29 protein-coding genes are annotated in these 24,638 nt (G+C 33.9%); 20 read left to right on the plus strand and 9 right to left on the minus strand.

Annotation, left to right across the window (positions count from 1 at the left end; all coding sequences use genetic code 11):
* Positions 1-25 precede the first annotated feature (25 nt).
* Positions 26-502 (plus strand): DinB family protein, encoded by a 477-nt coding sequence (locus tag ACUN0F_RS15690; RefSeq protein ID WP_264462035.1) that lies wholly within the window; start codon positions 26-28, stop codon positions 500-502.
* 251 nt (positions 503-753) lie between these two features.
* Positions 754-1,791 carry a DUF4003 domain-containing protein gene (locus ACUN0F_RS15695; protein ID WP_445539663.1) on the plus strand — a complete coding sequence of 346 codons (1,038 nt, stop codon included), beginning with the start codon at positions 754-756 and terminating at the stop codon, positions 1,789-1,791.
* A gap of 84 nt (positions 1,792-1,875) precedes the next feature.
* On the opposite strand, the gene ACUN0F_RS15700 is transcribed toward ACUN0F_RS15695, so the two are convergent.
* Complete coding sequence (locus ACUN0F_RS15700) at positions 1,876-2,640, minus strand: DUF817 domain-containing protein (protein ID WP_264460941.1); 765 nt, start codon at positions 2,638-2,640, stop codon at positions 1,876-1,878.
* A 275-nt stretch (positions 2,641-2,915) separates the two neighbouring features.
* On the opposite strand from ACUN0F_RS15700, the gene ACUN0F_RS15705 reads away from it, so the two are divergent.
* The 5 genes from ACUN0F_RS15705 (at position 2,916) to ACUN0F_RS15725 (ending at position 6,991) form a co-directional block, all read left to right on the plus strand.
* Positions 2,916-3,950 (plus strand): FecCD family ABC transporter permease, encoded by a 1,035-nt coding sequence (locus ACUN0F_RS15705; RefSeq protein ID WP_445539664.1) that lies wholly within the window; start codon positions 2,916-2,918, stop codon positions 3,948-3,950.
* Positions 3,951-4,967, plus strand: a complete 1,017-nt coding sequence (locus ACUN0F_RS15710) for a FecCD family ABC transporter permease (RefSeq protein WP_445539665.1) — start codon at positions 3,951-3,953, stop codon at positions 4,965-4,967.
* 21 nt (positions 4,968-4,988) lie between these two features.
* Entirely contained in the window at positions 4,989-5,897 is a 909-nt protein-coding gene (locus tag ACUN0F_RS15715) for an iron-hydroxamate ABC transporter substrate-binding protein (RefSeq protein WP_060487827.1), read from the plus strand.
* 216 nt (positions 5,898-6,113) lie between these two features.
* Positions 6,114-6,665 (plus strand): GNAT family N-acetyltransferase, encoded by a 552-nt coding sequence (locus tag ACUN0F_RS15720; protein WP_046957845.1) that lies wholly within the window; start codon positions 6,114-6,116, stop codon positions 6,663-6,665.
* Positions 6,666-6,763: 98 nt separating this feature from the next.
* Complete coding sequence (locus ACUN0F_RS15725) at positions 6,764-6,991, plus strand: hypothetical protein (RefSeq protein WP_001047523.1); 228 nt, start codon at positions 6,764-6,766, stop codon at positions 6,989-6,991.
* A 171-nt stretch (positions 6,992-7,162) separates the two neighbouring features.
* Here the strand turns inward: ACUN0F_RS15725 and ACUN0F_RS15730 are convergent, their stop codons facing one another.
* Positions 7,163-8,488: an ArsB/NhaD family transporter gene (locus ACUN0F_RS15730; protein ID WP_445539666.1), complete on the minus strand. Its 1,326-nt coding sequence runs from the start codon at positions 8,486-8,488 to the stop codon at positions 7,163-7,165.
* A gap of 262 nt (positions 8,489-8,750) precedes the next feature.
* On the opposite strand from ACUN0F_RS15730, the gene ACUN0F_RS15735 reads away from it, so the two are divergent.
* The 5 genes from ACUN0F_RS15735 to ACUN0F_RS15755 all read left to right on the plus strand — a co-directional run bounded on the left by ACUN0F_RS15735 (position 8,751) and on the right by ACUN0F_RS15755 (position 12,037).
* On the plus strand, positions 8,751-9,101 hold the full coding sequence (locus tag ACUN0F_RS15735) for a YojF family protein (RefSeq protein WP_000407039.1): 351 nt from the start codon (positions 8,751-8,753) through the stop codon (positions 9,099-9,101).
* Between the two features lie 15 nt (positions 9,102-9,116).
* On the plus strand, positions 9,117-9,779 hold the full coding sequence (bshB2, locus tag ACUN0F_RS15740; RefSeq protein ID WP_000439468.1) for a bacillithiol biosynthesis deacetylase BshB2: 663 nt from the start codon (positions 9,117-9,119) through the stop codon (positions 9,777-9,779).
* 419 nt (positions 9,780-10,198) lie between these two features.
* Positions 10,199-10,579: a hypothetical protein gene (locus tag ACUN0F_RS15745; RefSeq protein ID WP_000608947.1), complete on the plus strand. Its 381-nt coding sequence runs from the start codon at positions 10,199-10,201 to the stop codon at positions 10,577-10,579.
* Between the two features lie 621 nt (positions 10,580-11,200).
* Positions 11,201-11,479 (plus strand): hypothetical protein, encoded by a 279-nt coding sequence (locus ACUN0F_RS15750; RefSeq protein WP_000865003.1) that lies wholly within the window; start codon positions 11,201-11,203, stop codon positions 11,477-11,479.
* A 387-nt stretch (positions 11,480-11,866) separates the two neighbouring features.
* Positions 11,867-12,037: a hypothetical protein gene (locus ACUN0F_RS15755; RefSeq protein ID WP_060487825.1), complete on the plus strand. Its 171-nt coding sequence runs from the start codon at positions 11,867-11,869 to the stop codon at positions 12,035-12,037.
* A 66-nt stretch (positions 12,038-12,103) separates the two neighbouring features.
* On the opposite strand, the gene ACUN0F_RS15760 is transcribed toward ACUN0F_RS15755, so the two are convergent.
* Complete coding sequence (locus ACUN0F_RS15760) at positions 12,104-12,670, minus strand: DUF5823 family protein (RefSeq protein WP_088081874.1); 567 nt, start codon at positions 12,668-12,670, stop codon at positions 12,104-12,106.
* A gap of 365 nt (positions 12,671-13,035) precedes the next feature.
* Between ACUN0F_RS15760 and ACUN0F_RS15765 the strand changes: the two genes are divergently transcribed.
* Both ACUN0F_RS15765 and ACUN0F_RS15770 read left to right on the plus strand, forming a co-directional pair.
* Complete coding sequence (locus tag ACUN0F_RS15765) at positions 13,036-14,235, plus strand: multidrug effflux MFS transporter (RefSeq protein WP_097858365.1); 1,200 nt, start codon at positions 13,036-13,038, stop codon at positions 14,233-14,235.
* A 722-nt stretch (positions 14,236-14,957) separates the two neighbouring features.
* The gene (locus ACUN0F_RS15770) at positions 14,958-16,349 is read left to right on the plus strand and encodes an amino acid permease (RefSeq protein ID WP_060487822.1); all 1,392 of its coding nucleotides are present in this window, start codon (positions 14,958-14,960) and stop codon (positions 16,347-16,349) included.
* A 48-nt stretch (positions 16,350-16,397) separates the two neighbouring features.
* Here ACUN0F_RS15770 and ACUN0F_RS15775 read toward each other — a convergent pair whose 3' ends face one another.
* The gene (locus ACUN0F_RS15775) at positions 16,398-17,417 is read right to left on the minus strand and encodes a zinc-binding alcohol dehydrogenase family protein (protein WP_070168991.1); all 1,020 of its coding nucleotides are present in this window, start codon (positions 17,415-17,417) and stop codon (positions 16,398-16,400) included.
* Between the two features lie 187 nt (positions 17,418-17,604).
* Between ACUN0F_RS15775 and aiiA the strand changes: the two genes are divergently transcribed.
* The gene (aiiA, locus tag ACUN0F_RS15780; RefSeq protein ID WP_445539667.1) at positions 17,605-18,357 is read left to right on the plus strand and encodes a quorum-quenching N-acyl homoserine lactonase AiiA; all 753 of its coding nucleotides are present in this window, start codon (positions 17,605-17,607) and stop codon (positions 18,355-18,357) included.
* A gap of 40 nt (positions 18,358-18,397) precedes the next feature.
* Here the strand turns inward: aiiA and ACUN0F_RS15785 are convergent, their stop codons facing one another.
* From ACUN0F_RS15785 to ACUN0F_RS15795, 3 genes are all read right to left on the minus strand, one after another.
* Positions 18,398-18,877 carry a hypothetical protein gene (locus ACUN0F_RS15785; protein ID WP_445539668.1) on the minus strand — a complete coding sequence of 160 codons (480 nt, stop codon included), beginning with the start codon at positions 18,875-18,877 and terminating at the stop codon, positions 18,398-18,400.
* Positions 18,878-18,981: 104 nt separating this feature from the next.
* Positions 18,982-19,446: a DMT family transporter gene (locus ACUN0F_RS15790; RefSeq protein ID WP_264460949.1), complete on the minus strand. Its 465-nt coding sequence runs from the start codon at positions 19,444-19,446 to the stop codon at positions 18,982-18,984.
* Between the two features lie 13 nt (positions 19,447-19,459).
* Positions 19,460-19,906 (minus strand): DMT family transporter, encoded by a 447-nt coding sequence (locus ACUN0F_RS15795; protein WP_016118365.1) that lies wholly within the window; start codon positions 19,904-19,906, stop codon positions 19,460-19,462.
* 109 nt (positions 19,907-20,015) lie between these two features.
* Here ACUN0F_RS15795 and ACUN0F_RS15800 point away from each other — a divergent pair, with 109 nt between their 5' ends.
* The 4 genes from ACUN0F_RS15800 to ACUN0F_RS15815 all read left to right on the plus strand — a co-directional run bounded on the left by ACUN0F_RS15800 (position 20,016) and on the right by ACUN0F_RS15815 (position 22,837).
* Complete coding sequence (locus tag ACUN0F_RS15800) at positions 20,016-20,708, plus strand: cyclic nucleotide-binding domain-containing protein (protein WP_060487889.1); 693 nt, start codon at positions 20,016-20,018, stop codon at positions 20,706-20,708.
* Positions 20,709-20,720: 12 nt separating this feature from the next.
* Positions 20,721-21,074 (plus strand): glyoxalase superfamily protein, encoded by a 354-nt coding sequence (locus ACUN0F_RS15805; RefSeq protein WP_060487815.1) that lies wholly within the window; start codon positions 20,721-20,723, stop codon positions 21,072-21,074.
* Between the two features lie 205 nt (positions 21,075-21,279).
* On the plus strand, positions 21,280-22,323 hold the full coding sequence (locus tag ACUN0F_RS15810; protein ID WP_264460951.1) for a flavin-containing monooxygenase: 1,044 nt from the start codon (positions 21,280-21,282) through the stop codon (positions 22,321-22,323).
* Between the two features lie 265 nt (positions 22,324-22,588).
* Complete coding sequence (locus ACUN0F_RS15815; protein ID WP_000666938.1) at positions 22,589-22,837, plus strand: hypothetical protein; 249 nt, start codon at positions 22,589-22,591, stop codon at positions 22,835-22,837.
* A 35-nt stretch (positions 22,838-22,872) separates the two neighbouring features.
* On the opposite strand, the gene ACUN0F_RS15820 is transcribed toward ACUN0F_RS15815, so the two are convergent.
* Both ACUN0F_RS15820 and ACUN0F_RS15825 read right to left on the minus strand, forming a co-directional pair.
* A complete protein-coding gene (locus tag ACUN0F_RS15820) occupies positions 22,873-23,910 on the minus strand; it encodes a serine hydrolase domain-containing protein (protein WP_264460952.1) in 1,038 nt (345 codons plus the stop codon).
* A gap of 115 nt (positions 23,911-24,025) precedes the next feature.
* Complete coding sequence (locus ACUN0F_RS15825; protein ID WP_088122734.1) at positions 24,026-24,220, minus strand: hypothetical protein; 195 nt, start codon at positions 24,218-24,220, stop codon at positions 24,026-24,028.
* Between the two features lie 133 nt (positions 24,221-24,353).
* On the opposite strand from ACUN0F_RS15825, the gene ACUN0F_RS15830 reads away from it, so the two are divergent.
* Entirely contained in the window at positions 24,354-24,635 is a 282-nt protein-coding gene (locus ACUN0F_RS15830) for a hypothetical protein (RefSeq protein ID WP_088122733.1), read from the plus strand.
* Positions 24,636-24,638 lie beyond the last annotated feature (3 nt).

Below are 24,638 nucleotides of genomic sequence, written 5' to 3' on the forward strand. Positions count from 1 at the left end.
ATTCTTAGTTCATAATAAATGGTACATGAAGAAGGGGAACGATCAAATGAATAGACTAGTTGGCTTAAAACAATTTGAAATAACGCGTGGGGAATTGCTTAAATTTATGGAGACGCTAGACGATAAAACTGTGGATACGCAGCCAGAAGGTTTTAACAATACAATTCGCTGGCATATCGGTCATGTGTTAACGGCAGCAGAAGTTTTCATGTTTGGAAAAGAATTCAAACAATTACCAACTGAATATCCAGGTATGTTTGGATATGGATCAAGACCGTCTAAATGGAAAACAGAAGGACCATCGTTAGAAGTGTTAACGGCTCAATTAAAAGAACAAGCGAAACGTATTAACGAAATTCCAGCAGAAGCATTTGAAAATAAACTCCCAGAGCCATTCCTAGGATTGGAAACAGTAGGGGAGCTTTACGGTATGATGCTTTATCATGAAGCTGATCATATTGGACAAATGAAGGCGATGGAACGTATTATTAAGGTTCTTTAGTTGTAATTGTATTTAAAAAACGAAAGTACAGATGTTTTGTCAAAATTGAGGTGTAAGTAGTTACAACCTTATTTTTCACAATACAGGTGTAATGTGAAATAATATATAAACAAAAAAAGTAGATAATTTATTATCTACTTTTTTTGTTGTTGAACTTCTTGAAGGATTATGAGTGCTTACCATAGTAGGAATAGTTATTACTTAATAGAAAAATATTGAAGAAAATACAGAAATAAGGTTACGGAATCTATATGGTATATAAGTATAATAGTAGAGAAGAACTAGAAATAGGGGTGAATACTATGATTACATTAGAACAAAAGTTGGAGCAATACACACATACATATGGACAATTAAAGGGAGAGCTAAAATGGAAAACGAGTGATTCTCGAACAGGAATGATGATTGCTGCTATGTATACAGGTAGTGATAAATTGTTTGACCTTGGACGTTTTTTAGAAATTAGTAGTTATATTAAGAATCAGGTAGGGATGTTTTCATACTTGAAGTCTTATCATCGCTTTGTGGTGGCCGCAACTTTAGATATTCACTTTACAGATTATAAGAAAGCTTTTCGGAAGTTTTTAGATTTATACGAACAATTGGTTGCTGGTGGTTTTAGCCGAAGTATATTTACTTATCTCGCAGCAGCTGTGCTTTTAACAGAAGAAAATGAACAACATGGCACGCACATTCAGCGTTCGATGCAAGTATATAAACGTATGAAAGAGGATCATCTTTTTCTTACAGGTACAAATGATTATCCGCTCGCGGTTTTACTAGCAGGACAATTAGAGAATGTAGAAACACTTATGGACCGAGTGGAACGTCTGTATCAGAAACTAGCGAAAGCTGGTTTGCGTAAAGGGAATGATCTTCAGTTTTTAAGTCACATTCTTTCGCTAAAGAAGGATGTCCGTGAAGAAATGTTAGTTGCAACATGTACAAACATATGGAAGTTGTTAAAACAAGAAAAGGTAAAAGTGAAACAGATGCATTATCCAGCAATCGGGCTACTAGCATTACTTGAGGATGGAGAAAAAGAGATTCATTCTATTAAAGCATTGATTGAAAAATTGCAGGGGGAGAAATTATTCCGTTGGCATACAGATGCGAATATTCTTATTGCTATTCAACTGTTCGTAAGTCAGAAAGGTGAGGAAAGTAAAACTACCAACACAGGTTTACAAACAATGATAGAAGTCCTGATACAGGCACAACAGGCAGCTATGATGGCAACGATTGCTGCTTCATCTGCAGCAACATCTTCTGCTAGTAGTAGCTCATAATGTGTAACTCCTTTAATAAGGAAGGTAAAAAAGCCCATCACTCTCTAATGAGTGATGGGCTAACTATTTTTTACATAATCAGCATTATCTTTTTGACTCCTTCAAATGTTTGAGTTGTGTAACAATCATAATGCTAATAACAACGAGTAAAAACCATGAGCTAATTTTACTTAAGTGAACGAGATTCCACGCTTCCCGCTGATTTGGATATTGCCATGCTCCGAAAAATGTTGCGATGTTTTCCGCAATCCAAATGAAGAACCCGATAAGGAAAAATGAAAGAACGAGTGGCATTTTATATGTAACGCCTCGTAATGAAAATTCCACAAATGTCCGAAAGAAAACGATGAATAATAGTAAAGTTAATACCCATCTAAAGTCATATAGAAAATGATGTGTGAAAAAATTAAAGTAAATCATTGCTCCTAGAGGTATTGCAAAAATAGCCCTTGGCCAATGATGCATTTGTAAATGCAATCTTCTCCACGCTTGGCATATGTAACTGGCGACACTTGCATACATAAAACCACTGTAAAGTGGAACTCCAAAAATTTTTGAATATGCTTCTTCCGGATAACTCCACGAACCGAAATGTACTTTATATATTTCTAGTAAAAGCCCGATAAGGTGGAAGACAGTAATTACTTTTAGTTCGTCTTTCGTCTCAAGTCCAGTCTTGTACATGATCCACTGCATAAGAAGACATACGATGAGTATGAAATCATATCGGTACAACCCTGGGATCGAAATGATTTTTGAAAGGGCTAATGTTAAAAAAATAATGACAGGGAATAAACAAGATAATGCTTGCTCGTAAGTAAAGTGTAGTAGTTGTTTTATATAGACCATTGTGTCACCTTCGATATTTGTATTGGAAAACTCAAAATAATGACTAAGTATACTACAATTTGAAAAATAAGCCAGTAGTCTATTTTTCATGTATTTGTAAGTTTTAGAAAGGAATTGTAATAAATATTTTAATATGTAACGAAGTAAAAAAATAGTTTGCTATTTAAAAAAAGTGGGGATATAATATCTAAATGAAAATGATAATTATTATCAGTAATGATTATAAATTAAAAATAATTATAAAAAACAACTGCATATAAAGGATGAAATGAAACATGTTACATAAGTTTGCTGTACATGCTGGCAATAATCGCTGGATACATATTAAGTTCATATGTTTCATGAGCTTAACAATTTTATGTTTAATCGGATCTATATTTTTAGCTATTGCATTCGGTGCAAAGGATATCCATTTGCAAACCGTATGGGCAGCGGTTTTTGATTATAATCCGAAATTAACGCAGCACCAAATTATTTATGAATTAAGGCTCCCAAGGGTAATTGGCGCAGCAGTGGTAGGAGCAGCTTTTGCAGTCGCTGGTGCTGTAATGCAAGGGGTAACACGAAATCCTTTAGCTGATGCAGGTGTGCTTGGTATAAATGCAGGTGCGATGTTTGTAGTAGCACTTAGTTTTGCCTTTTTCCCGCATATGCCGTATTCCTATTTAATGATTGTTTCCTTTATTGGAGCGGTTTTAAGTACAGTACTCATTTTTATTATCGGATCAGCAACATCAGGCGGATTAACACCAATGAGGTTAACGATTGCAGGGGCAGTTATGGCCGCACTTTTGCATTCGTTAAGTTCAGGTGTCGCGATTTATTATGACTTAAGTCAAGATTTAGCTTTTTGGTACGCTGGTGGTGTTGCAGGCGTTAAGTGGGAACACTTGAAATTTCTAGTTCCTATTATTCTCATAACAATTCTTTTTGCTACAGTGATAGGGCGGTCTATTTCACTCATATCAATGGGGGATGACGTCGCTACAAATCTAGGAGTAAAAACGAACCGAACGAGAATACTAGGGATGATTATAGTAGTCATTCTTGCCGGTGTATCTGTTTCAACTGTTGGTTCCATTGGATTTGTAGGACTTGTTATTCCGCACATCGCTAGAAAATTAGTTGGTGTGAATTATCGGCTTATTATTCCTATGTCAGCATTATTAGGAGCTATGTTATTAGTTTTAGCTGATTTAGGAGCAAGAACAGTAAATCCTCCTAAAGAACTTGCGATAGGGATTATGGTAGCTCTTGTTGGAGTTCCGTTCTTCCTCTATATAGCACGTAAAGTTGGGAGTGAGCTATAAGTGAAGAATCTTTTTAACACAGATAAAAAGAGGGCTATTACTGTAACTACAATTTTCGGATGTATAAGTATCGCTGTAGTTTTGATTAGCTTAAATACAGGTACACTGAGTATTGCACCATTCAAAGTAATTCAAACGCTTTTTGGCTATGGTGATTTTGAGAGTGCAACCGTGCTATACGATTATCGTATGCCAAGAATTATAATTACAATGTTAGCTGGTATTGGCCTTGGGATTTCCGGTGCGATTTTGCAAGGGTTATCACGTAATGCACTTGCAGACCCTGGTATTTTAGGATTACATTCAGGTGCATCTTTCGGGCTAATTATATTCGTTACTTTCTTTCATTCTATTGATGAGAATGCATCGATTTTAATACCGTTATTTACATTTGGCGGGGGAGTACTAGCTGCATTTTTAATTATTATACTTGCGAGTGATCGATCAAAAGGTTTACTTCCTATTAGAATTATTCTCATTGGTATTGCTGTTTCAGCTGGCTTTAGTGCGATTTCGTTATTTTTCTCCCTCAAGTTAAATGATGAGACGTATACATTCGCTTCTAGATGGTTAGTTGGTAACGTGTGGGGAAGGGATTGGATTCATGTCCTAGCATTATTACCTTGGATTTGCATACTAGCCCCGTATGCATGGCTAAAATCTAAAACGTTAAATGCATTGTCACTAGGTGATAGTGTGGCAGCGGGACTTGGTGTTTCTGTTCAAAAAGAACGGTTACTCCTTTTAGCTACAGCGGTTGGATTATCTTGCGCGAGTGTATCGATGGCAGGAGGGATTGGTTTTATCGGTTTAGTTGCTCCGCATATTGCAAGAAAGTTAGTAGGTACTACGTATCAACATTTCCTTCCACTAGCTGGCATTATCGGAATGATTGTTTTAGTACTAGCAGATACGATAGGTCGTTCTATATTCGAGCCAAATTCTATTCCAGCTGGTGTAGTAGTGGCAGCTTTAGGAGCACCGTATTTTCTTTATTTACTTACAAAAACAAAATAAATACTTCAAAGAGGAGAACATATGAAAAAGAAACTTACTATTTTATTTAGCATGATGTGTATTTTAGTATTAGCAGCATGTGGTCAAACGAAATCTAATGAAGAGGCAACGAAAAAAACTGAAAAAAGTAATGAGCCGAAAATCGCTTCTATGTCCATTCATTTAACGAATAATTTACTGGCATTAGGAATTACACCTGTAGGCTCCGTTATTGGTGGAGATTTAAAAGATTTCTTACCGCATGCAAAAGAGCAGTTGAAAGATACGAAGAAACTTGGTGTTGTAACGGATCCGAATATGGAAGCATTACTTCAATTGAAGCCAACTGACATTTATGTGGATGAAAAATACGCGGGCAAAGATTTAGCGAAATACGAAAAAATTGCAAAAACACATTCTTTCAATTTAGATGAAGGTACGTGGAGAGATCAGTTAAAACAAGTTGGTAAACTTGTAAACCGTGAGAAAGAAGCGGATACATATATTCAAGATTACGAAGAGCAATCAAAACGAGTAAAAAGTTTAATAGATAAAGAATTAGGTAATAACGAAAAAGTAATGGCAATTCGTGTTACTGCAAAAGAATTACGTGTATTTAGTACGAAAAGACCGATGGGACCAATTTTATTCCAAGACTTAGGATTACAACCTGCAAATGGTGTAGAGAAAATTGATGGAAATCGTCCTTTCGAAGTCATTTCACAAGAAGTATTACCTGACTTTGATGCAGATGCTATTTTCGTTGTTGTAAATAGAGACGATAAGGCAAAAGCTGCATTTAAACAACTTCAAGAAACACCAATTTGGAAAGACTTAAAAGCTGTTAAAGGAAAGCACGTATACATTATTAATGACCAACCATGGCTTGACTATTCTGCTTTAGGTAACAAAATGGCAATGGATGAAGCAGAGAAAATGTTTACGAAATAATATCGATTCGTCGTTAGGAAGATCCTCTAAATTTTGAGGGTCTTTTTTATTGTTAGAATAAATAAAAAATTATACAATGAATGTAATTTAATGCAGAGGAGATGTGCCAATGTTAGCGCTTATTGTAAGTATCCCATTTAAAAAACAGTTTATGGAACAAGGGGATAAATAGGCTGAAATAAGTATCCCCGTTATTTAATAAAGGGGGAGTTTGAAATGACAATGAATCTTTTTCGAAATAAAACGATTAAATTATCAGCTATGAGAGAAGCAGACGCTGAAGTAATGGCTAAATGGCAAGAAGATAGTGAGTATTTAAGAAACGTCGATACAGATATAGCATTTCCGCAATCGTTACATGAAATAGCGAGTGATGGGCTATTAAAGGGACGAAGATCGAATAGTGTTTCTTTTATGGTAAGGACAGTTCAAGATGATCACTTAATTGGTTTTGTTGCAATTCATGGCATAGAGTGGAATAACAGAATGGGTTTATTAGCCATTGGTATAGGAGATGCAAATGATAGAGGGAAGGGATATGGAAGAGAAGCGATCCATCTTATCTTAAAATATGCTTTCTATGAATTGAATTTGCACCGCGTTGGTCTTGATGTTATTTCTTATAACAAAGCTGCTATTGAGTTGTATAAAAAGATGGGGTTTCAGATGGAAGGTTGTATGAGAGAAGCGGTTCAAAGAGATGGGAAGTGTTTTGATCGTATCATTATGGGGATATTAAGGGATGAATGGATGGAGCTGCAAGGTTAGAAAGTACATTCGAAATTATATATGTAGTATGCAGGAGATATAATGATAATTGGCGAAAATTTACAGTGTGTTGATTGAATTTATAAGGAGTATGAAAAATGAATTTAGAAAAAAGTAAACCAGTAAATGAAGAGGTCGCTGAATTGAAGGAACTAATTAAAGAATTGCACGGAAGTGTACATCAGCTTCAAAGTGAAGTGCAGCAACTAAGGCATGAAAGACCAGTTGTTGAAGTGAGGAAAGGTGTTCAATTATCGCCAGCAATCGTTGGACAAATTGGTGGTATGATTTTAGGTGGATTAGCAATTATTGGTATATTTTGGTGATGAAAAAAAGGTATGCAATTTAGAGCTGCATACCTTTTTCGTTGTCGTTATTTGTCGGTAAGTCGATATTCTCTGTCGAATCGTCGATATACTTAGAAAATCGTTGATATATCCGAAGAAACGATCGATATATTTTAAAAATCGTCGATATAATTTCACACAATACAACTTTTACATTAAATAACGTAAATATATGTAAGCATGTGATAACAATAACGCAATAATTGTTAACGGTAAACCAATTTTTAAGAAGTCCATATATGAGAAAGCATGTCCTTCACGTTTTGCAATACCAGCAACGACTACGTTTGCGGATGCTCCGATTAATGTTCCGTTTCCTCCTAAGCATGCCCCAAGTGATAACGCCCACCATAGTACTTCGATTTGCGGAGAGTCGACAGATAGTCCGAGTCCTGTAGCTAAATCTTGAATGAGCGGGATCATCGTTGCGACAAAGGGGATATTGTCAATTGTTGCAGATGCAATGCCTGATACCCACAAGATAAGTATCGCAGCGAAACCGATATCACCGTTCGTTACGTCGAGCACTTCTTTTGCGAGTGAAGAAATAAGTCCGATATCAATTAACCCGCCAACGAGAACGAATAATCCAGCGAAGAAGAAAATGGTTACCCATTCAACGTGGGCAAATACATCTTCAATATCATGTTCTTTCACGCCAATTAGCATAAGAAGTGTAGCGCCTGTCATCGCGATAACGGCAGCGTCTACATGAATAACAGAATGAAGTACAAAGCCTAAAATAGTTAGTCCTAAAATTGAAATGGATTTTAAAAGGAGGCTTTGATCTTTAATATAATCTTTTTCGTTCAACGCCATTAGTTTTTCGATTTGTTCAGGTGTTGTTTTTAGTTTGTTGCGATACATAAAGTAAATAATACCAAGTGTAACGATAGAGATAATGATTACGATTGGAGCTAAGTTTAGTAAAAAGGCATTAAAGTCTAAATGCTTGTTTGCTGATCCGATCATAATGTTCGGTGGGTCACCGATTAATGTTGCTGTTCCGCCTATATTTGAAAATAGCACTTCTGAAATCAAATAAGGAACAGGGTTTACTTTTAAAATACGTGTAATGGACAGTGTAACAGGAACGATTAGTAAAACGGTTGTTACGTTGTCCAAAAATGCAGAACCAACTGCGGTTAATAAGGATAGTAATAATAAAATGCGGATTGGTTTTCCGCCAGCTGCTTTTGCCGCTTTAATGGCCACAAATTCAAATACGCCTGATTGACTCGTAATATGTACGAGAATCATCATCCCAATTAAAAGGGTGATCGTTTCCCATTGAATATGTGATGTGAAAGCAGTATGTAAATCTACAACTCCAAAAATAATCATAATAGCAGCGCCGAATAGTGCGATTACAGCACGATTCAATTTCTCAGAAATAATAAATCCGTACGTGATTAAAAATACGGCAATTGCAAAATAATATTGCCAATTTGCTACTTCATGTGCTGATTGTTCCAATCATGTCACCTTCTTTAAAGTATGTATTCAATTGTCAAAATGTATCTCGCTGCATAAATACGGGATAAAATATATTGTAGCAAATTCAAAAAAGAAAGAAAACTATTTAACAAAGTGAAGGAAAAAATATATTTTTTACATATCATATAAAAAATATAAAAAACACAGTGCAAATTATTAGGAAAAGTGGGTGTTGTCCTCTAATATAGAGATAGCAATTTACATTATTTTTGCGTAAAATGGTTTAAAGAGGTGAATTCCGATGGAAATAGTAAAAGATAGTTCTCTTATTCAAAATGAAATTGAACGTTTTGTAAATAAAGATGTATATATTCATTTAGAAACAACGAACGGAGCGTATGCGTCACACTTTAACGAAAAGATGATGACAGTTGGAGCATTCATTCGAAATGCAATTATTCGCTTTGAACGTGGGAAGATTACTGGAACAAATCCATACCGAGTTGGTTTAAAAATGGATCATGGCTGGGTATATGCAGAAGGTATTACGCACTGGGAAGTAGACGATAAAGAGCGTTTATTACTTGCAGGGCACGATAATCAAGGTCGCTTAGCAGTTGCACTTGAGTTAAGCTTAACGCCATTTAAGTAAGAAGGAGGGAAACTTATGGAGAGACATGTACTTGTTGTATTTCCGCATCCAGATGACGAAGCATTTGCTGCTGGAGGAACAATTCGCTTATTAACAGATCAAGGAGTACCTGTAACGTATGCATGTGGTACTTTAGGACAAATGGGACGTAACATGGGGAAAAACGTATTCGCTAACCGTGAAACGATTCCAAATATCCGTGAAAAAGAATTAAAAGATGCATGTGAAGCGATGGGAATTCAAGATTTAAGAATGCTTGGTTTCCATGATAAAACGTTAGAATTTGAAGATGTTGATTTCGTTGCAGATAAAATTGAAGCAATCATTCAAGAAGTAAATCCATCTCGAATTATTACATTTTATCCAGAGCACGGCGTACATCCAGATCATGATGCATTTGGCCGCGCAGTTGTTCGCGCTGTATCACGTATGCAAAAAGAAGAGCGTCCAGTCATTCATGCCGTTGCGATTACGAGAAATCGCGAAGCTGTATTAGGTGAGCCGGATGTTGTAAATAATATTAGTGAAGTATTCGAGCATAAATTAGCTGCACTAGGCGCGCATCGTTCACAAACAGAAGCGATGTTAGAAGAAACACATGCAAAAATCAAAAATAAAGATGCAGCAACATTAAAATGGCTGCAACTTGAACAATTTTGGACTTATAAATGGGAGTAGGCTAGAAGATATCTTCTGGCTGCTCTTACATAGAAAAAGCACTGTCACTTGTGACGGTGCTTTTTTTGTTGAAGACTATATATTTCTTAGAGATATGCTTTAAAGTTTTAAAATTAATGTGCAGTATAGCCTCCATCAACAAGAAGTGTTGTACCATTAACAAAACTAGCATCATGTAGTGGAATTAAATAAGTCGGTTGTTTTTAGATTGAATTAGAACTAAAAAACAGCAAAAATAAATCGTTTAATAATAATTATTTATTGAAAAACAATAAATAACATGTTAATATCAAATTGGAAATTAGTAAGAGAGGTGTTTTTTATAAAATGTAAAACAAATGTTATGTACTAAAAAGAAATTGATAGAAATTAGGAAAGTTATATATTTTAATAGCAAAAGAAGCAAAGGGAGTTAGAGCATGATTAATAAAACAGTAAAGAAAGTGATCTTGATTGCAGGTGGTTTGTATATTACATATTTAGTAGGTGTAGTCATATTAGCGGAATCTATACCATATCCTACATCTCAACAACTTAAAGAAGCCGAAAAAGTAGTTGAGCGCTATGTAGGTGAAAATAATGGAGTAGAAATGATAAATACATCTAGCAGCTTCACGGCTGAGATGTTCGATCGTACAATTCATATTGAAGGGAATTCAAAAGAGAATCCGGAACAAGTATTTCGAATGGACTTAGATCGAGTTTCTAATGAAAATGAAAGAATAACCGAAAAATCTATAAATAATATTTGTAAATCAAATGATGGAGGAAAGAATTTTACGTGTGCTGATGCTGAATAGCTAAAAGTAGGATGTGTAGCAGCATAGTAACGGTTGATAACTACTATTCTAGTTAAATAGGAAAAAGCCTCGCAGGGGGGCGAGGCTTTAAACAGGGTATTAAAAATTATCGATGCATTAAGAATAACTTCTTTTGAATAAACTAATTTTAGCATGATAACTCATATATATGTGTTACGAATTTATGAACAAAAAATCAGTGATAAGAATATAGAAAAGATAATAATTTATTTGTAATCTGTATCATTACATAAAGTTCGAGTAGAGAGTATACTTTTGTATGGTGTAATAAAGATATAGTCTGCCTACGGAAATAGGTAGGCTATTTTTTATAAAGAAAAGACAACTTGAGTTAAAGTCCTTGTTAAGAAATAGGGTAAGAACAAGACTTTTTAAGGAGAGATAGGGTCGTTCAACAGATAAAGATATTGTATTTGAAACACGTGATTATTCGTGGATTAAGTTCTATTTTTGATGGGAAATCCATAAAAGGCATTACAATCCCTAGAACTGATATTTAGTAATGATTTGCGAGAAACATATATTTTGAATTATTTAATAGAATAATATATATTTATATTGATTTAATGATTATAGTTTGTTAAAAATGGGGAAATCAATATGAAGGTTAAATTTGCCGTAATAAAAGATGAGAACTTTGATTGTAGTTTATTGGAAACAAAATTATTGAAAACTTTTAAAGAAGTAGATTGTGAAGCAGATATTGTAAAGGTTGAGGATGAAATTTTTGAAAACAATGATATACAAATGAATTTATCAGAAATAACCATTAATGTTACTGGGAAAACTATGGGATATAGGTTCGTTTCAGCTAGTATATTTATTGTTTTAGAGAGTTTATCAATACAGCTGTTTCGTATTAATATTAGTATACATTAAGCAGCTAAAAAGTAGACTCTTCATAAAATCATACTGACTATATTGAGTTGTAAATGTGAAAGTGTTGATTAAAACAATAGAAATTATCGTAGGTGCTCCCGGATGTTGGATTGCACCTTGTTTGTTGTTAAATAAACAAGGGGTTCCTTTTCCAATTTTAATTTATCTTAATTGCATATTATCTTAACGCTGATTTATATATAAGAAAGGAAACATGTGAGTAATTCAATTAGATTGTACAAATAATTTGGCGCGCGGATATACGGCATGTATTCACGGGTAAGAGGGTTGGCTAATAGTGTGTATATTGGGATAAAAAGATGTTATGAATATACGGAAGATGTTTATGCTGAAATTGACAGTCTCAAGGCTGAGTAAAAAGAAATTATGAGAGACATTCGAAATTTAGAAACGCGTACCATTATTAATGAGAAAGACATAGCAACAATCAATAAGCAATTAGAAAAAATAAGTGCAAACACAACTTGGATTTTGCGGATTATTATTAGTGCGATAGTAATGTCAGTTTTAGGATTGATATTAAAAGGGATTATTTAATCTTGTGAAATAGGACGATATAAAAGAAAGAGGGGAGCTCCCTCTTTCTTTTATGTAAATGAGAAGTTATACATTTTCTGTTTCTTTTTCATCTGCATATTTATCCTCTAAGGAAATTAATAGAGGAATTGATATAGTTACAAGAATGATTAAAGTGGTTATAAAAGATTTAGAAAGAGAAAAAGAACCTTCAATTAAATGTGATAAAAACTTGAATGAAAGTATACTTGTTATTAAGGAAATTACTAAAAAGCTAAAAAGTGATATATTTTTATTCTTTATAGATGTCTCTATAAAGTCTTTAATACAGGTTATTACGACAAATGTAGTTAATATGATAAGAGAAATAAAATAATGTGTTACATTTGTCATACTAATAGTAGGATCATCTATTATGTAAGCAAGTAACTTAGAAACTAACATGCCTCCAAACAATAAAATAATAAAAGCGAGTAATCCTTCAGATATATAAGTACTGAAATTATCTTTCTTGTTAAAGAGCTTATAGTTCAGAGTAGATTGGGTTATTTGAATTAGGAATAGGGTAATAATCCATACATAATATACAATTGGTAATTCTCCTGAGAATAGAGAGATTAGGAAGTTTATTACTGTCCTTAAAATTTCAATCATTACGAAAGGCCTCCTGTTTGTAAGCTTTAAGATATTAAAAATATGCTAGTCTGTCGTTTCATAATTAGAACTATCAGTTCAAACTATTCCTAATTATTCCATAAAAAGGTGGTAGCATCAAGTTATCTTTTTAACAAATACTCTAAGGCCAAACACTAGAAAAAGAAACGCAATATGTAATATAATTGAAAAAACATATTTTAAAATCAATGTTAATATTACCCTCCTATAAGTATTAACATACGTAATTGAGGTGTTTTCTTTGTTGTTTTATGATCGAATTTCTATAATGGCCCCTCCTGTTCCGTAGCTAAGGAAAGTCTTTTTATTTCTGAGATTTTCAAAGTTATAGGAGGGTATGAAAAATGAAAAAAGTCTCAGTACCATCACTTTTGTTAATGATCATTCTTGTCGCATTTCCGCAAATTAGTGAAACGATTTACACACCGTCTTTACCTGATATTTCAAAGGCGTTACATGTAAGTAATAATGAGGTACAGTTAACACTTAGTGTGTATTTTGCTGGATTTGCTTTAGGTGTATTTTTTATTGGATGGTTGTCAGATATAATTGGCCGTCGCCCGGCAATGTTATTTGGAATTGTCATATATGGCGTTGGGAGTTTCTTATGCTTTATTGCAAATTCCATTGAAGTTTTATTGCTAAGTCGTTTTATTCAAGCGTTTGGAGCAAGTGCTGGTTCAGTTGTGACACAAACGATTTTACGTGAAAGTGTAGAAGGGCATAAGAGGCATGTTATGTTTGCTCAAATCTCGGCAGTCATTGCTTTTACACCAGCGATAGGACCGTTAATTGGTGGCTTTCTTGATCAAATGTTTGGATTTAAAATCGTATTTTTAAGTTTAGTAGTTATGAGTATCGGGATTTTTCTGTATACGTTTGTTTCTCTTCCCGAAACAAAGACGGACTCAGTAACGAATAAAATAAATGTATTCTTAGTCTTGAAGAGGTTAATTACAAATCCGAAAGTAGTAACATATGGGTTATTAATTGGAGGAGCAAATGGTGTTTTATTTAGCTATTATGCAGAAGCGCCGTTTATCTTTATTGAATACTTTCAGTTATCGCCTAGTATGTATGGACTTCTAGGAATTGTTGTTGCTTCCGCTTCTATTATTGGAGCGAAAGTTTCGAGACGATTGCTTGCCACGTATAAACCAGAGAAGATTATATATATTGGTTGTCTTGTAATGACAGGAGGAGCTATCCTTTTATCTGTTATTACGTTTGTTGGATCAAATCCGAATGTAATATATATGAGTGTATTTTTAGTAGCGATGTTTATATTACTATTAGGAATTGGGATAGCGTTACCTAACTGCTTAAGTTTAGCATTAGTAGATTTTCAAGATGTCATTGGTACAGCCGGAGCATTGTTTAGCTTAGGGTACTATGTAATTGTGACGATGACAGTTTGGGGAATGAGTCAACTTCATACGGGCTCGTTACTGGTGATGCCACTTTATTTTCTGGCTATTGTAGTTATCATGATGGTGTTTACTAAAGTGTTTATTGTAGGTAAACAAACTTCAAAAATGATTTAAATATGAAATGGTAAAAGAGTCTCATTTTCTAATGAGACTCTTTTATATTTTATGAAAATGATTAGTGGATATACGAACAAAAATTAAAGGTATTGTTGAGGAAAAGATAAAAGCTGAAGAGAAAAGTTTTCCTCTTTCTGGTGTATTGTTGATTGATTTAAGTGTAGTTATATTTTTCTTAAGGTAGGAGATGGGATAGAGAATTTTTAGCTGTGAGAACGGGATAAATAAGAGATATAGAAGCTAGTGACTTTGTAGTTCTACTAATATATTAAATTTTTGCGTGATGTGTTAATTGTATGTGTAAGTAATCATAGTACAAACTATAATTACTTAAGTATATGTGGTATGAAACCGAGGAAGATAAAATCTCCTCGGTTATTTATATTGTAATAATATTCATACCGGAATCATATTGAATAGATGTATTTTATTGTTAATTTAGTTAAAAATTAATCAGACTTATGTATAATAATTTATTGAAAAAATAATTGAACTTTTCAGATAAATGAATTAATATAAGGTAAGTAATTTTAAGATTTATAGAATATTGGAAGATGAAAGGTTTTGAGAATTTTGTAAGAGGCAAAAAACGATTTTAGGATAGCTTTAAAGCTAGTGTAAAATGACGTTTGCTTCATCATTTTCAGGGCCGAAAGGAATTAGGGGAAAGCATCTTGTTTTAAAATGCGGCTATGAATCATCTAAGAGGGGGAAGTGAAGTGGCAAACAAGGAATTGAAAAGGGGCTTAGAAGCACGTCATATTCAAATGATCGCTTTAGGCGGAACGATTGGTGTTGGTTTGTTTATGGGGTCGGCCAGCACGATTAAATGGACAGGTCCGTCAGTAATGCTTGCTTATGCAATTGCAGGTATTTTTATCTTCTTCATTATGCGTGCGATGGGTGAAATGTTGTATATGGAGCCGAGTACAGGTTCATTTGCGACGTTCGGTCATAAGTATATTCATCCGCTAGCTGGCTATATGACAGCGTGGAGTAACTGGTTCCAGTGGGTTATCGTTGGGATGTCAGAAATTATTGCGGTTGGAGCATATATGAAATATTGGTTCCCGGAATTACCAGCTTGGATACCAGGCGTAATCGCAATGGTTATTCTTGGCGCAGCTAACTTAATTTCTGTTAAGTCATTTGGTGAATTTGAATTTTGGTTTGCGATGATTAAAATCGTTACGATTCTATTAATGATTATTGCGGGATTTGGACTTATTTTCTTTGGAATTGGTAACGGTGGAGAAGCGATTGGCATATCTAATCTTTGGTCAAATGGCGGTTTCTTTACAGGTGGTTTTTCAGGATTCTTCTTTGCATTATCACTTGTAGTTGGTGCATACCAAGGTGTGGAATTAATTGGTATTACTGCTGGTGAAGCGAAAAACCCGAAGAAGACACTTACAAGAGCGATTCAAAGTACAATTTGGCGTATTTTAATTTTCTATATTGGTGCTATTTTCGTTATTGTAACTGTATATCCGTGGGATCAATTAAGTACAATTGGTAGTCCGTTCGTAGCAACTTTTGCGAAGGTTGGTATTACGGCAGCAGCTGGACTGATTAACTTCGTTGTTATTACAGCGGCAATGTCGGGTTGTAATAGTGGTATTTATAGTGCGGGCCGTATGCTTTATACGTTAGGTGTAAATGGACAAGCGCCGAAATATTTCACGAAACTTTCTGGAAATGGTGTACCTTTATTCGGTACAGTTGGCGTAATTATCGGTTTAGCGGTTGGGGTTGTTTTAAGTTATATCGCACCGAAAAACTTATTCGTATACGTATATAGTGCGAGCGTACTTCCTGGTATGGTACCATGGTTCGTCATTTTAATTAGTCAAATTAATTTTAGAAAAGAAAAGGGAGCAGAGATGAAAGATCATCCATTCAAAATGCCATTTGCTCCTGTTACAAACTATTTGACAATTGCCTTTTTAATTATGGTATTAATCGGAATGTGGTTTAACGATGATACACGTATTTCATTAGTTGTAGGTATTGTTTTCTTAGCTATCGTCACAATTAGTTTCTATGCTTTCGGAATAGGGAAAAGACCTCCGTTAGATGTTCAAAATGATCAAGAGATTTCAAGTAAATAAAGAAAGTAAAAAATCCGATTTCTCATATGAAAATCGGATTTTTTACTATTAAAATTTCTCTAAAACGATTTTCCCAATGGTACTTCCGCTTTCAAGCAGTGCATGTGCTTTCTTTACGTTTTCAGCGTTAATTGGTGTGAATGTTTCATTTAGAGTAGTCTTTAAAATACCTTCATCTAATAGTTCGCTTACTTTATTTAATAGTTCGTGCTGCGTGATCATGTCGCCAGTTTCATACATAGCTTTTGTAAACATAAACTCCCAAACGAATGTAGCACTTTTACTTTTTAAAATACCCATTTCAAGAGGGTGTTCATTTTCTACGATGGAGCAAATTTTTCCTTGTGGTTTAATGAGGTCACAAATTGCTTGCCAATGTTGATCTGTATTGTTTAAGCAGAAAATATAATCTACATCTTTTAGCCCAAACTCTAATATTTGCTCTTGTAAAGGTTGGTGATGGTTAATGATATAATCGGCACCAAATTTTTCAACCCAGTGTATCGTTTCATTACGGGATGCAGTTGTGATTACATTCAGTCCAGCCCATTTCGCCAGTTGAATGGCAATTGAGCCAACACCACCAGCACCGCCGATAATTAAAATGTTTTTGAATGTATTCTCATCTTTCTTATTATAATCAATACCTAAACGTTCAAATAAACCTTCCCAAGCCGTGATAGCTGTTAAAGGAATTGCTGCAGATTCAGCATCATTTAACGTTTTTGGTTTTTTACCAACAATTCTTTCATCAACTAAATGGTATTCACTATATGTACCTTGTCTCGTAATGCTTCCAGCGTAAAACACTTCGTCGCCTTCTTTAAATAATGTACAACCTTCGCCAGTTTGTACAACAACACCACTAGCATCCCAGCCAAGTATTTTCGCTACGTCTTCTTTTTTATCTTTCGGAGAGCGAACTTTAGTATCAACTGGATTAATGGAAATAGCGTTAATTTTAACAAGTATATCTCTTCCTGTAGCAACAGGTCTTTCAACTTCAATATCAATTAAACTGTTTTCTTCTTCAATAGGTAAGTATTCATGTAAACCAATTGCTTTCATTTGTATTCCCTCCATTAAAGTAAGAGTCATTTACTCTTTTATTATAGATGGTGAAATGCCATTATGTAAAAAAGTACACTCTTTTTTATTTATGCTGGTATGAAAGTGTGGAAGGAGTTTGTTTCTAAAAAGCAGAATTTTTTACTGTGTTACTTTATCTAAAACTAAATGTAAAGGTGGATACATAATGACAGTAAAGAAGCTTTATTTCGTCCCAGCAGGTCGTTGTATGTTAGATCATTCTTCAGTTAATAGTAGGCTCACGCCGGGGAACTTATTGAACTTACCTGTATGGTGTTATCTTTTGGAGACGGAAGAAGGACCTATTTTAGTAGATACAGGTATGCCAGAAAGTGCAGTTAATAATGAAGGTCTTTTTAACGGTACATTTGTCGAAGGGCAGGTTTTACCGAAAATGACTGAAGAAGATAGAATCGTGAATATTTTAAAACGGGTTGGTTATGAGCCGGAAGACCTTCTTTATATTATTAGTTCTCACTTGCATTTTGATCATGCAGGAGGAAATGGCGCTTTTATAAATACACCAATCATTGTACAGCGTGCTGAATATGAGGCGGCGCAGCATAGCGAAGAATATTTGAAAGAATGTATATTGCCGAATTTAAACTACAAAATCATTGAAGGTGATTATGAAGTCGTACCAGGAGTTCAATTATTGCATACACCAGGCCATACTCCAGGGCATCAATCGCTATTAATTGAGACAGAAAAATCCGGTCCTGTATTATTAACGATTGATGCATCTTATACGAAAGAGAATTTTGAAGATGAAGTGCCGTTTGCTGGATTTGATCCAGAATTAGCTTTATCTTCAATTAAACGTTTAAAAGAAATTGTGATAAAAGAGAAGCCGATTGTTTTCTTTGGGCATGATATAGAGCAGGAAAAGGGATGTAAAGTGTTCCCTGAATATATATAGTGCAAAAAGTCATGAGCTTACGTGCTCATGACTTTTTCTCTTAAATAATTTTTTTAAATAAGTTATAAACTTTTTTAGAACTATCTTCATTTAATTGATAGTACGTAAGGTTTACATCATCAGGAGTATCTTGCTGGGCAATCATCACTTCGTTATTGTGATGGTCAACTACCCATATGAAATATTTTTTATAAGTTCCATCCTCGAAAGTAATCCACATGTCACAATCTATTAAATCTGATCCTTCTTCATCTAATGTTAATTTTCCTTTTTTGGCTGTATCCATACTATTAATGAATGTTTTTAATTCATCTGTTTTCGTGAGAAACATATCCTTTTTTGTTTTAATTGACTCGACATGTATATCTTTTATTTCCTGTTTTCCTAAAAAGACAGGGGGTTCATTTGGGTCTCTTTGAGTTGAAATGATTGTAGCTTTCTTCTTTGGTTTATTTGCTGTATAGAAGTCTTGAATTGATTTTCCAGAGTTGAAAAACCATACGATACCAAAAATAATCAATGTGCTACCTAGTAGTAAAATGATTTTCTTAATAGAATATTCTCCTCTCTATTACTTCATATGAAGAGCTTTTCTATTAATATATGATAGGTAAGCATAAAGTATTATAGTTGAACTTGGTTATGCTTCACAGTTTTTATCGGACGATCCATGAGTAAATTGTAAGTAAGCCCGATTAGTACGAAAATGCCACCGACAACTTTGCCCATTGAGAGTTGGTGTGACAAGATGAAATCAATGATAGTCCCCGCAAATAATTGTCCAATAAAGATGAGTAACGTTAAATAAAATGCTGATATTTTAGGAGTAATATAGTTCGATAAAGAGATGACGATAACGCCTACTAATCCGCCTAAGTACACAGCGATAGGAATAGATTGTAACGTCTGCATTGGAATATACAATGAATCTGAACTGAAAATTAAAAATAATGTAGAGAAAAATAATCCAGTAATATAATTAAAAAACGTGCCTTCCCAATTTCCAATTTCCTTTGCTAAATTCGCGTTAATAATTCTAGCAACAACGATAGAAACACCAGCTAAAATAGCGATCGTAATATATAACATTTTTCTGCCTCCATTAATAAATTGTCATGATAATAATTCCGGAAGAGATGAAACATAATCCAATTAGTTTTTTCTTTTCAAACTTTGCAACTTTCATTCCTAATAAGCCGAAATGATCAATAACGATGGAAGCAATGGATTGACCAAGTAAACTTAATGCGATCGTAATAGAGGCACCAAGGACGGAGAAACTTATATTATTAAAAAGAACAGTGAATACCCCAATCGCTCCAGCACTATATAGAAAAAGTGGAATACCTTTATCGAAACGAATTTTATTTTTGTTTATGATTAAAACGAAAATAACTGCAAGTAAACCGACAAGGTGAATGACAACGCTCGCTGTATACTTGCCAATTAACTCAGATAAAATCCCATTGAGTGGAAGCATAACGGCGATGAGCACACCAATAAAGACAGAAAGAAAGTTATACAATGTAATATCCCCTTTAATTTTCATATTTGTAATGACTGTATCATGCTGAAATTGTGTATTACTATGACATATGTCATAGTGGAAGAAGAAAATTTTGATTACAATGGGGATGAGTTGTAAAGGCGGGGGAACTATGAAGAAAGTATGTAATTCAATTAAATTAGCAGAGTATATGAAACAAAATAATATTGATTCATTTTTTAGTAATGATATGAAACCGAATATGGAACTCATATTTTTTAAAAAGAATGAGTTTATTTGTAGAGAAAATGAAGAGATAGATTATTTATTTTTCTTTGTTGAAGGAAAAGCGAAAGCGTTTAATACATTAAGTAACGGTAAATCTGTATTATTATGCTTTTATGATAGTTTGCAGCTGTTAGGAGATGTGGAGTTAATTCATTCTCAAAAGACTGCTTCAAACGTACAAGTAATGGCAGATTCATATTGTGTTGGTTTACCTTTAGGTAAAGTGAGAAATCAATTATTTCATGATGCGAAATTTTTACGGTGTATTTGCGGATCATTAGCACATAAGTTAAATCGGCTTTCAAAAAACAGTACAATTAATTTACTATATCCACTTGAAAATAGACTTGCGAGTTACATGTTAGCAGCAGGGGAACGAGCGGTGCAGCATGGAAATAGAATTGTATTTAGTGGGAATTTAACGGAAACAGCGGAATTGTTAGGAACGAGTTATCGTCATCTATTACGTACATTAAATATTTTTTGTGATAAAGAGATAATAAAAAAGAACAATGGTTGCTTCGAAGTAGTAAATGTGGATGTTTTGAGGGAATTGGCAGCAGATGTTTATAAATAGGAGGAGATTAGAATGATTACACCTATATTTAGAATTTTTGATGTTGAAAAAGCAAAGCTATTTTACATAGATTTTTTAGGGTTTAAAATGGATTGGGAACATCGGTATGAGGAACATATGCCATTATATATGCAAATTTCGTTACATGATGCTGTAATACATTTATCAGAACATCATGGGGATGCTTCGCCAGGCGGTGCGATTCGGGTCAAAATAGATAATGTAGAGGATTATCATTCTATATTATTGAATAAAGAATATGCTTATTCGAAGCCAAATATAGAAGAAACACCTTGGGATACAATCGAATTAACTGTAATTGATCCGTTTTCAAATAGAATCGTATTTTATGAGGAGAGATGGTAGAGTCGGAAGGGATTAATATATAAATTTTTTAGAGATAGTGCAGTGTAATTGGGTATTAAATAAATGTAATGAAGAGTAGTTCATAAAGTAGCGAACTACTCTTTTTCCTTTTGTTAAACAAATTGAATTATTGATAAATAAATTGTATCATAAAACATATGAACGAATGAGCATGTATTCATACGTTATGAGAAGGAGGAAAAAGATGCTAGATGTAATTATTATTGGAGCTGGTCAAGCTGGATTAACAATGGGATATTACTTGAAGCAAGAAGGTTATAATTTTTTATTACTCGAGGCAGGAAACCGAATCGGGGATTCATGGAGAAACAGATATGATTCTTTGCAACTCTTCACACCGAGGGAATATAGTAGTTTACCAGGTATGATAGTAAAAGGAGAAGGAAATGGATTTCCACATAAAGATGAAATGGCAACTTATTTAGAAGAATATGCAAGGTACTTTAAATTACCGGTCCAATTGCAAACCGAAGTTTTAAAAATAAAGAAAGAAAAAGAGATATTCAAATTACATACTCCTACAGAAATTTTACAAGCAAAAAAGGTTGTTATCGCAACAGGTGGTTTTCAGCAACCATACATCCCCTCATTTTCACAACATCTTTCATCGCATGTTTTTCAAATACATTCATCACAATATAAATCACCATCACAAATTCCTAAGGGGAATGTACTAGTAGTAGGTGGCGGGAATTCAGGAATGCAAATTGCAGTAGAACTTGCAAAAACTCATGAAGTTACAATGTCTATCAGTCATCCTTTAACATTTTTACCGTTACGTCTTTTTAGAAAAAGCATTTTTTATTGGTTAGAAAAATTGGGTTTATTGTACGCCGAAGTAAATACTAAGAGGGGAAAATGGTTTCAGAAGAGAAAGGATCCTATTTTTGGTTTTGAAGGCAAAGAACTTATTCGTAATGGAGCAATTAAACTAGAGGAAAAAGTGGTTAGTGCATCAGAAAATAATATTATGTTTCAAAATGGTGGCACGTATAGTGCAGAAAGCATTATATGGTCAACTGGTTTTATTCAGAACTATAAGTGGATTGAACTAGAAAAGGCAGTGAATGAGAATGGATTTCCTAATCATGTAAGAGGAACAAGTCCAGTAAAAGGATTATATTATATCGGTTTGCCGTGGCAATCTCAAAGGGGATCTGCACTTATTTGTGGTATAGGAAAGGATGCAGCGTATATACTTTCTGAAATCAAAAAAATAGATCAGTAGCAGCGACTACTGATCATCCATATGTACATGAATTAGGAGAGGTCAAACATTTATTAACTTCATTATAATTGATTTTCATGAGAATAAAAACTGAAAATTCTAATTTTGTGTTGAGAAAGTTTTTTGTATCGAAATATATAAAAGAATAGGGGTTTTTAGTAAAAAGAAATATGATATTTATATTTTAATAAATTGTGATATAGTTTATAAAGAACAGATTACATAAAATGTTATTTTATTACATATAAAGTAAGGGGGGATGGTTGTGAAGTTTGATGATCAACGCCTACTAGGAGTACGATTAGGTTCTATACTTGTAACAGAGGAGAATCAATATTTAGTAATTAAGAAAAAAGATCATTATGCACTTTTAAATATACATAATTTAGAATGCACACATGTTGAAGTGCAGCTAGAACATATTGAAGAAATGTTGCAGGAAGATTTCCAAGAAAGTATAACGGAGATTATCGCGCCGGAACATATAAAAATTGTTGCGAAAAATGTTATATAGAGAAAGGAGCTGGAAGAACAGCTTCTTTCTTTTCATTATAAGGATAACGTTTTTAACACGTCACCAATAATCCCTTCCATTTGATGAACACCTAAGTCAGTGTTCGTCATTATAACAGCACCATTACCTCGGTATGGATAGCATACCATTATACATTGAAATCTCACGCCCCATCCAAGTGAATAAATTTGTAAGTCCTCATCCGAATCATCTAGAAAAACACCTAATCCAGTCCATTTTGAGCAACCTTGAGGAGAAATCATGTCTTGTACTAATTTTTGAGAAAGTTTTAGTTTGCCCTTTCCTTGTAAGGAATGAATGATTTCAATTACTAAAGTTGATAAGTCTGTTGGTGTTGTCCAAATACCTGAAGAAGCTGCGAATGGATAAAATGGATACTTCTCATTTGTAACAGTACCATCTTTATTATGCCCACAAGCAAAGGCCTCCATTTTATTTATATCTTCAGGAGGGAATAGCATACTATTTTTCAGTTGCAGTGGCTGAAAGATATATTCTTCAAGTAAAAGGTTAAATGGTTTTCCAGTTATATCTTCAAGTAGTAATTCGATAATACAAAAGTTTGCATCAGAGTAGTGAAATTCACTTTCTGGTTTATAAGTTATTTCTATCGGTACTGAACAATATGATGTTTTACCAGCAAGGATTTCGGACATGTTTGGTCGCCCTTGTGCAAGTGTATAATGCTCAAAACTATTAGGAGGATCAATAATTCCAGATTGGTGACTTAATAAATTTCGTAATGTGACTTTTTTCTGTGAGGTAAATAGATTGGTAGGTATGTTCCAAGATGTAAGTCTATCATTTACGTCTTCATCTAAATGTATGATTTCTTGATCTGATAACGTTAGTACGAGCATTGTAGTGATGAATTTACTAATTGAACAAGAGTTGAATATAGAATTCGTAGTGACAGTTCTAGTTGTTCCAGATTCAAGTGTTCCAAAAGCAGCGACTTTGTCTAGTGTACCATCACGTATAACGGCAAGGCTTAAACCTGCAACGGAATATTGGTTCATTTTCTCGTATATATTGTTACTTTTTAAGTTCATAGTGACTCCTTTCTTATGAAAGACAGAATGTTAGTTCTATTATACAGTAGTTAATTAATAGAGAGAATGAGAGAAAAAGAAAAAACTTCATCTTTTATCGATGAAGTTCTTTTAGTTAATTCGAAGTGAATGTTTTAAAAAATTTGTCTCGGTACATGTACATTAGCCATGAGGTTGTTAGTAAAGAAATAATGATTTGTTTGTTTTGAATTGGCGCATTGAAAACAAGCCAGCCAACGATATCAAATAATAAATGTAGTGCCATTGAAAGAACTACAAATTGTAGTAACGTCTTAAAAAATCTTTTCATAAAGTGTCCCCCTAAAATAAAAGGTTTTATCAACAGTGTTGTATATTACTATTATACATTAAATGTGTCCTGTGGTAAAATTTACATAAGTTAGTGAAATAAAACAAATGAAAGCTAATGAGGAGGAATAGTCATGGAATTTTGGATGATCATACCGATAGCGGTCTTTGGATTTATTTATATTGCTGAAAAAATAAATAAAATCGAAAAGAAAACGGATGCCCGTTTAAAGAGGATGGAAGATAGATTACAGCTAATTTCGAAAGAAATGGGAATTGTAGATAGAGAACCTGAAATTAATAAACAGTTGCGTCAGCTTATGGAAGAAGGAAAAACAGTTACAGCAATTAAGAGAGTAAGAGAGGCTTTTGGGTTTTCGATACTAGAAGCAAAGCAATATGTCGATAAATTATAAAAA

Source organism: Bacillus sp. 1A (assembly GCF_052682215.1).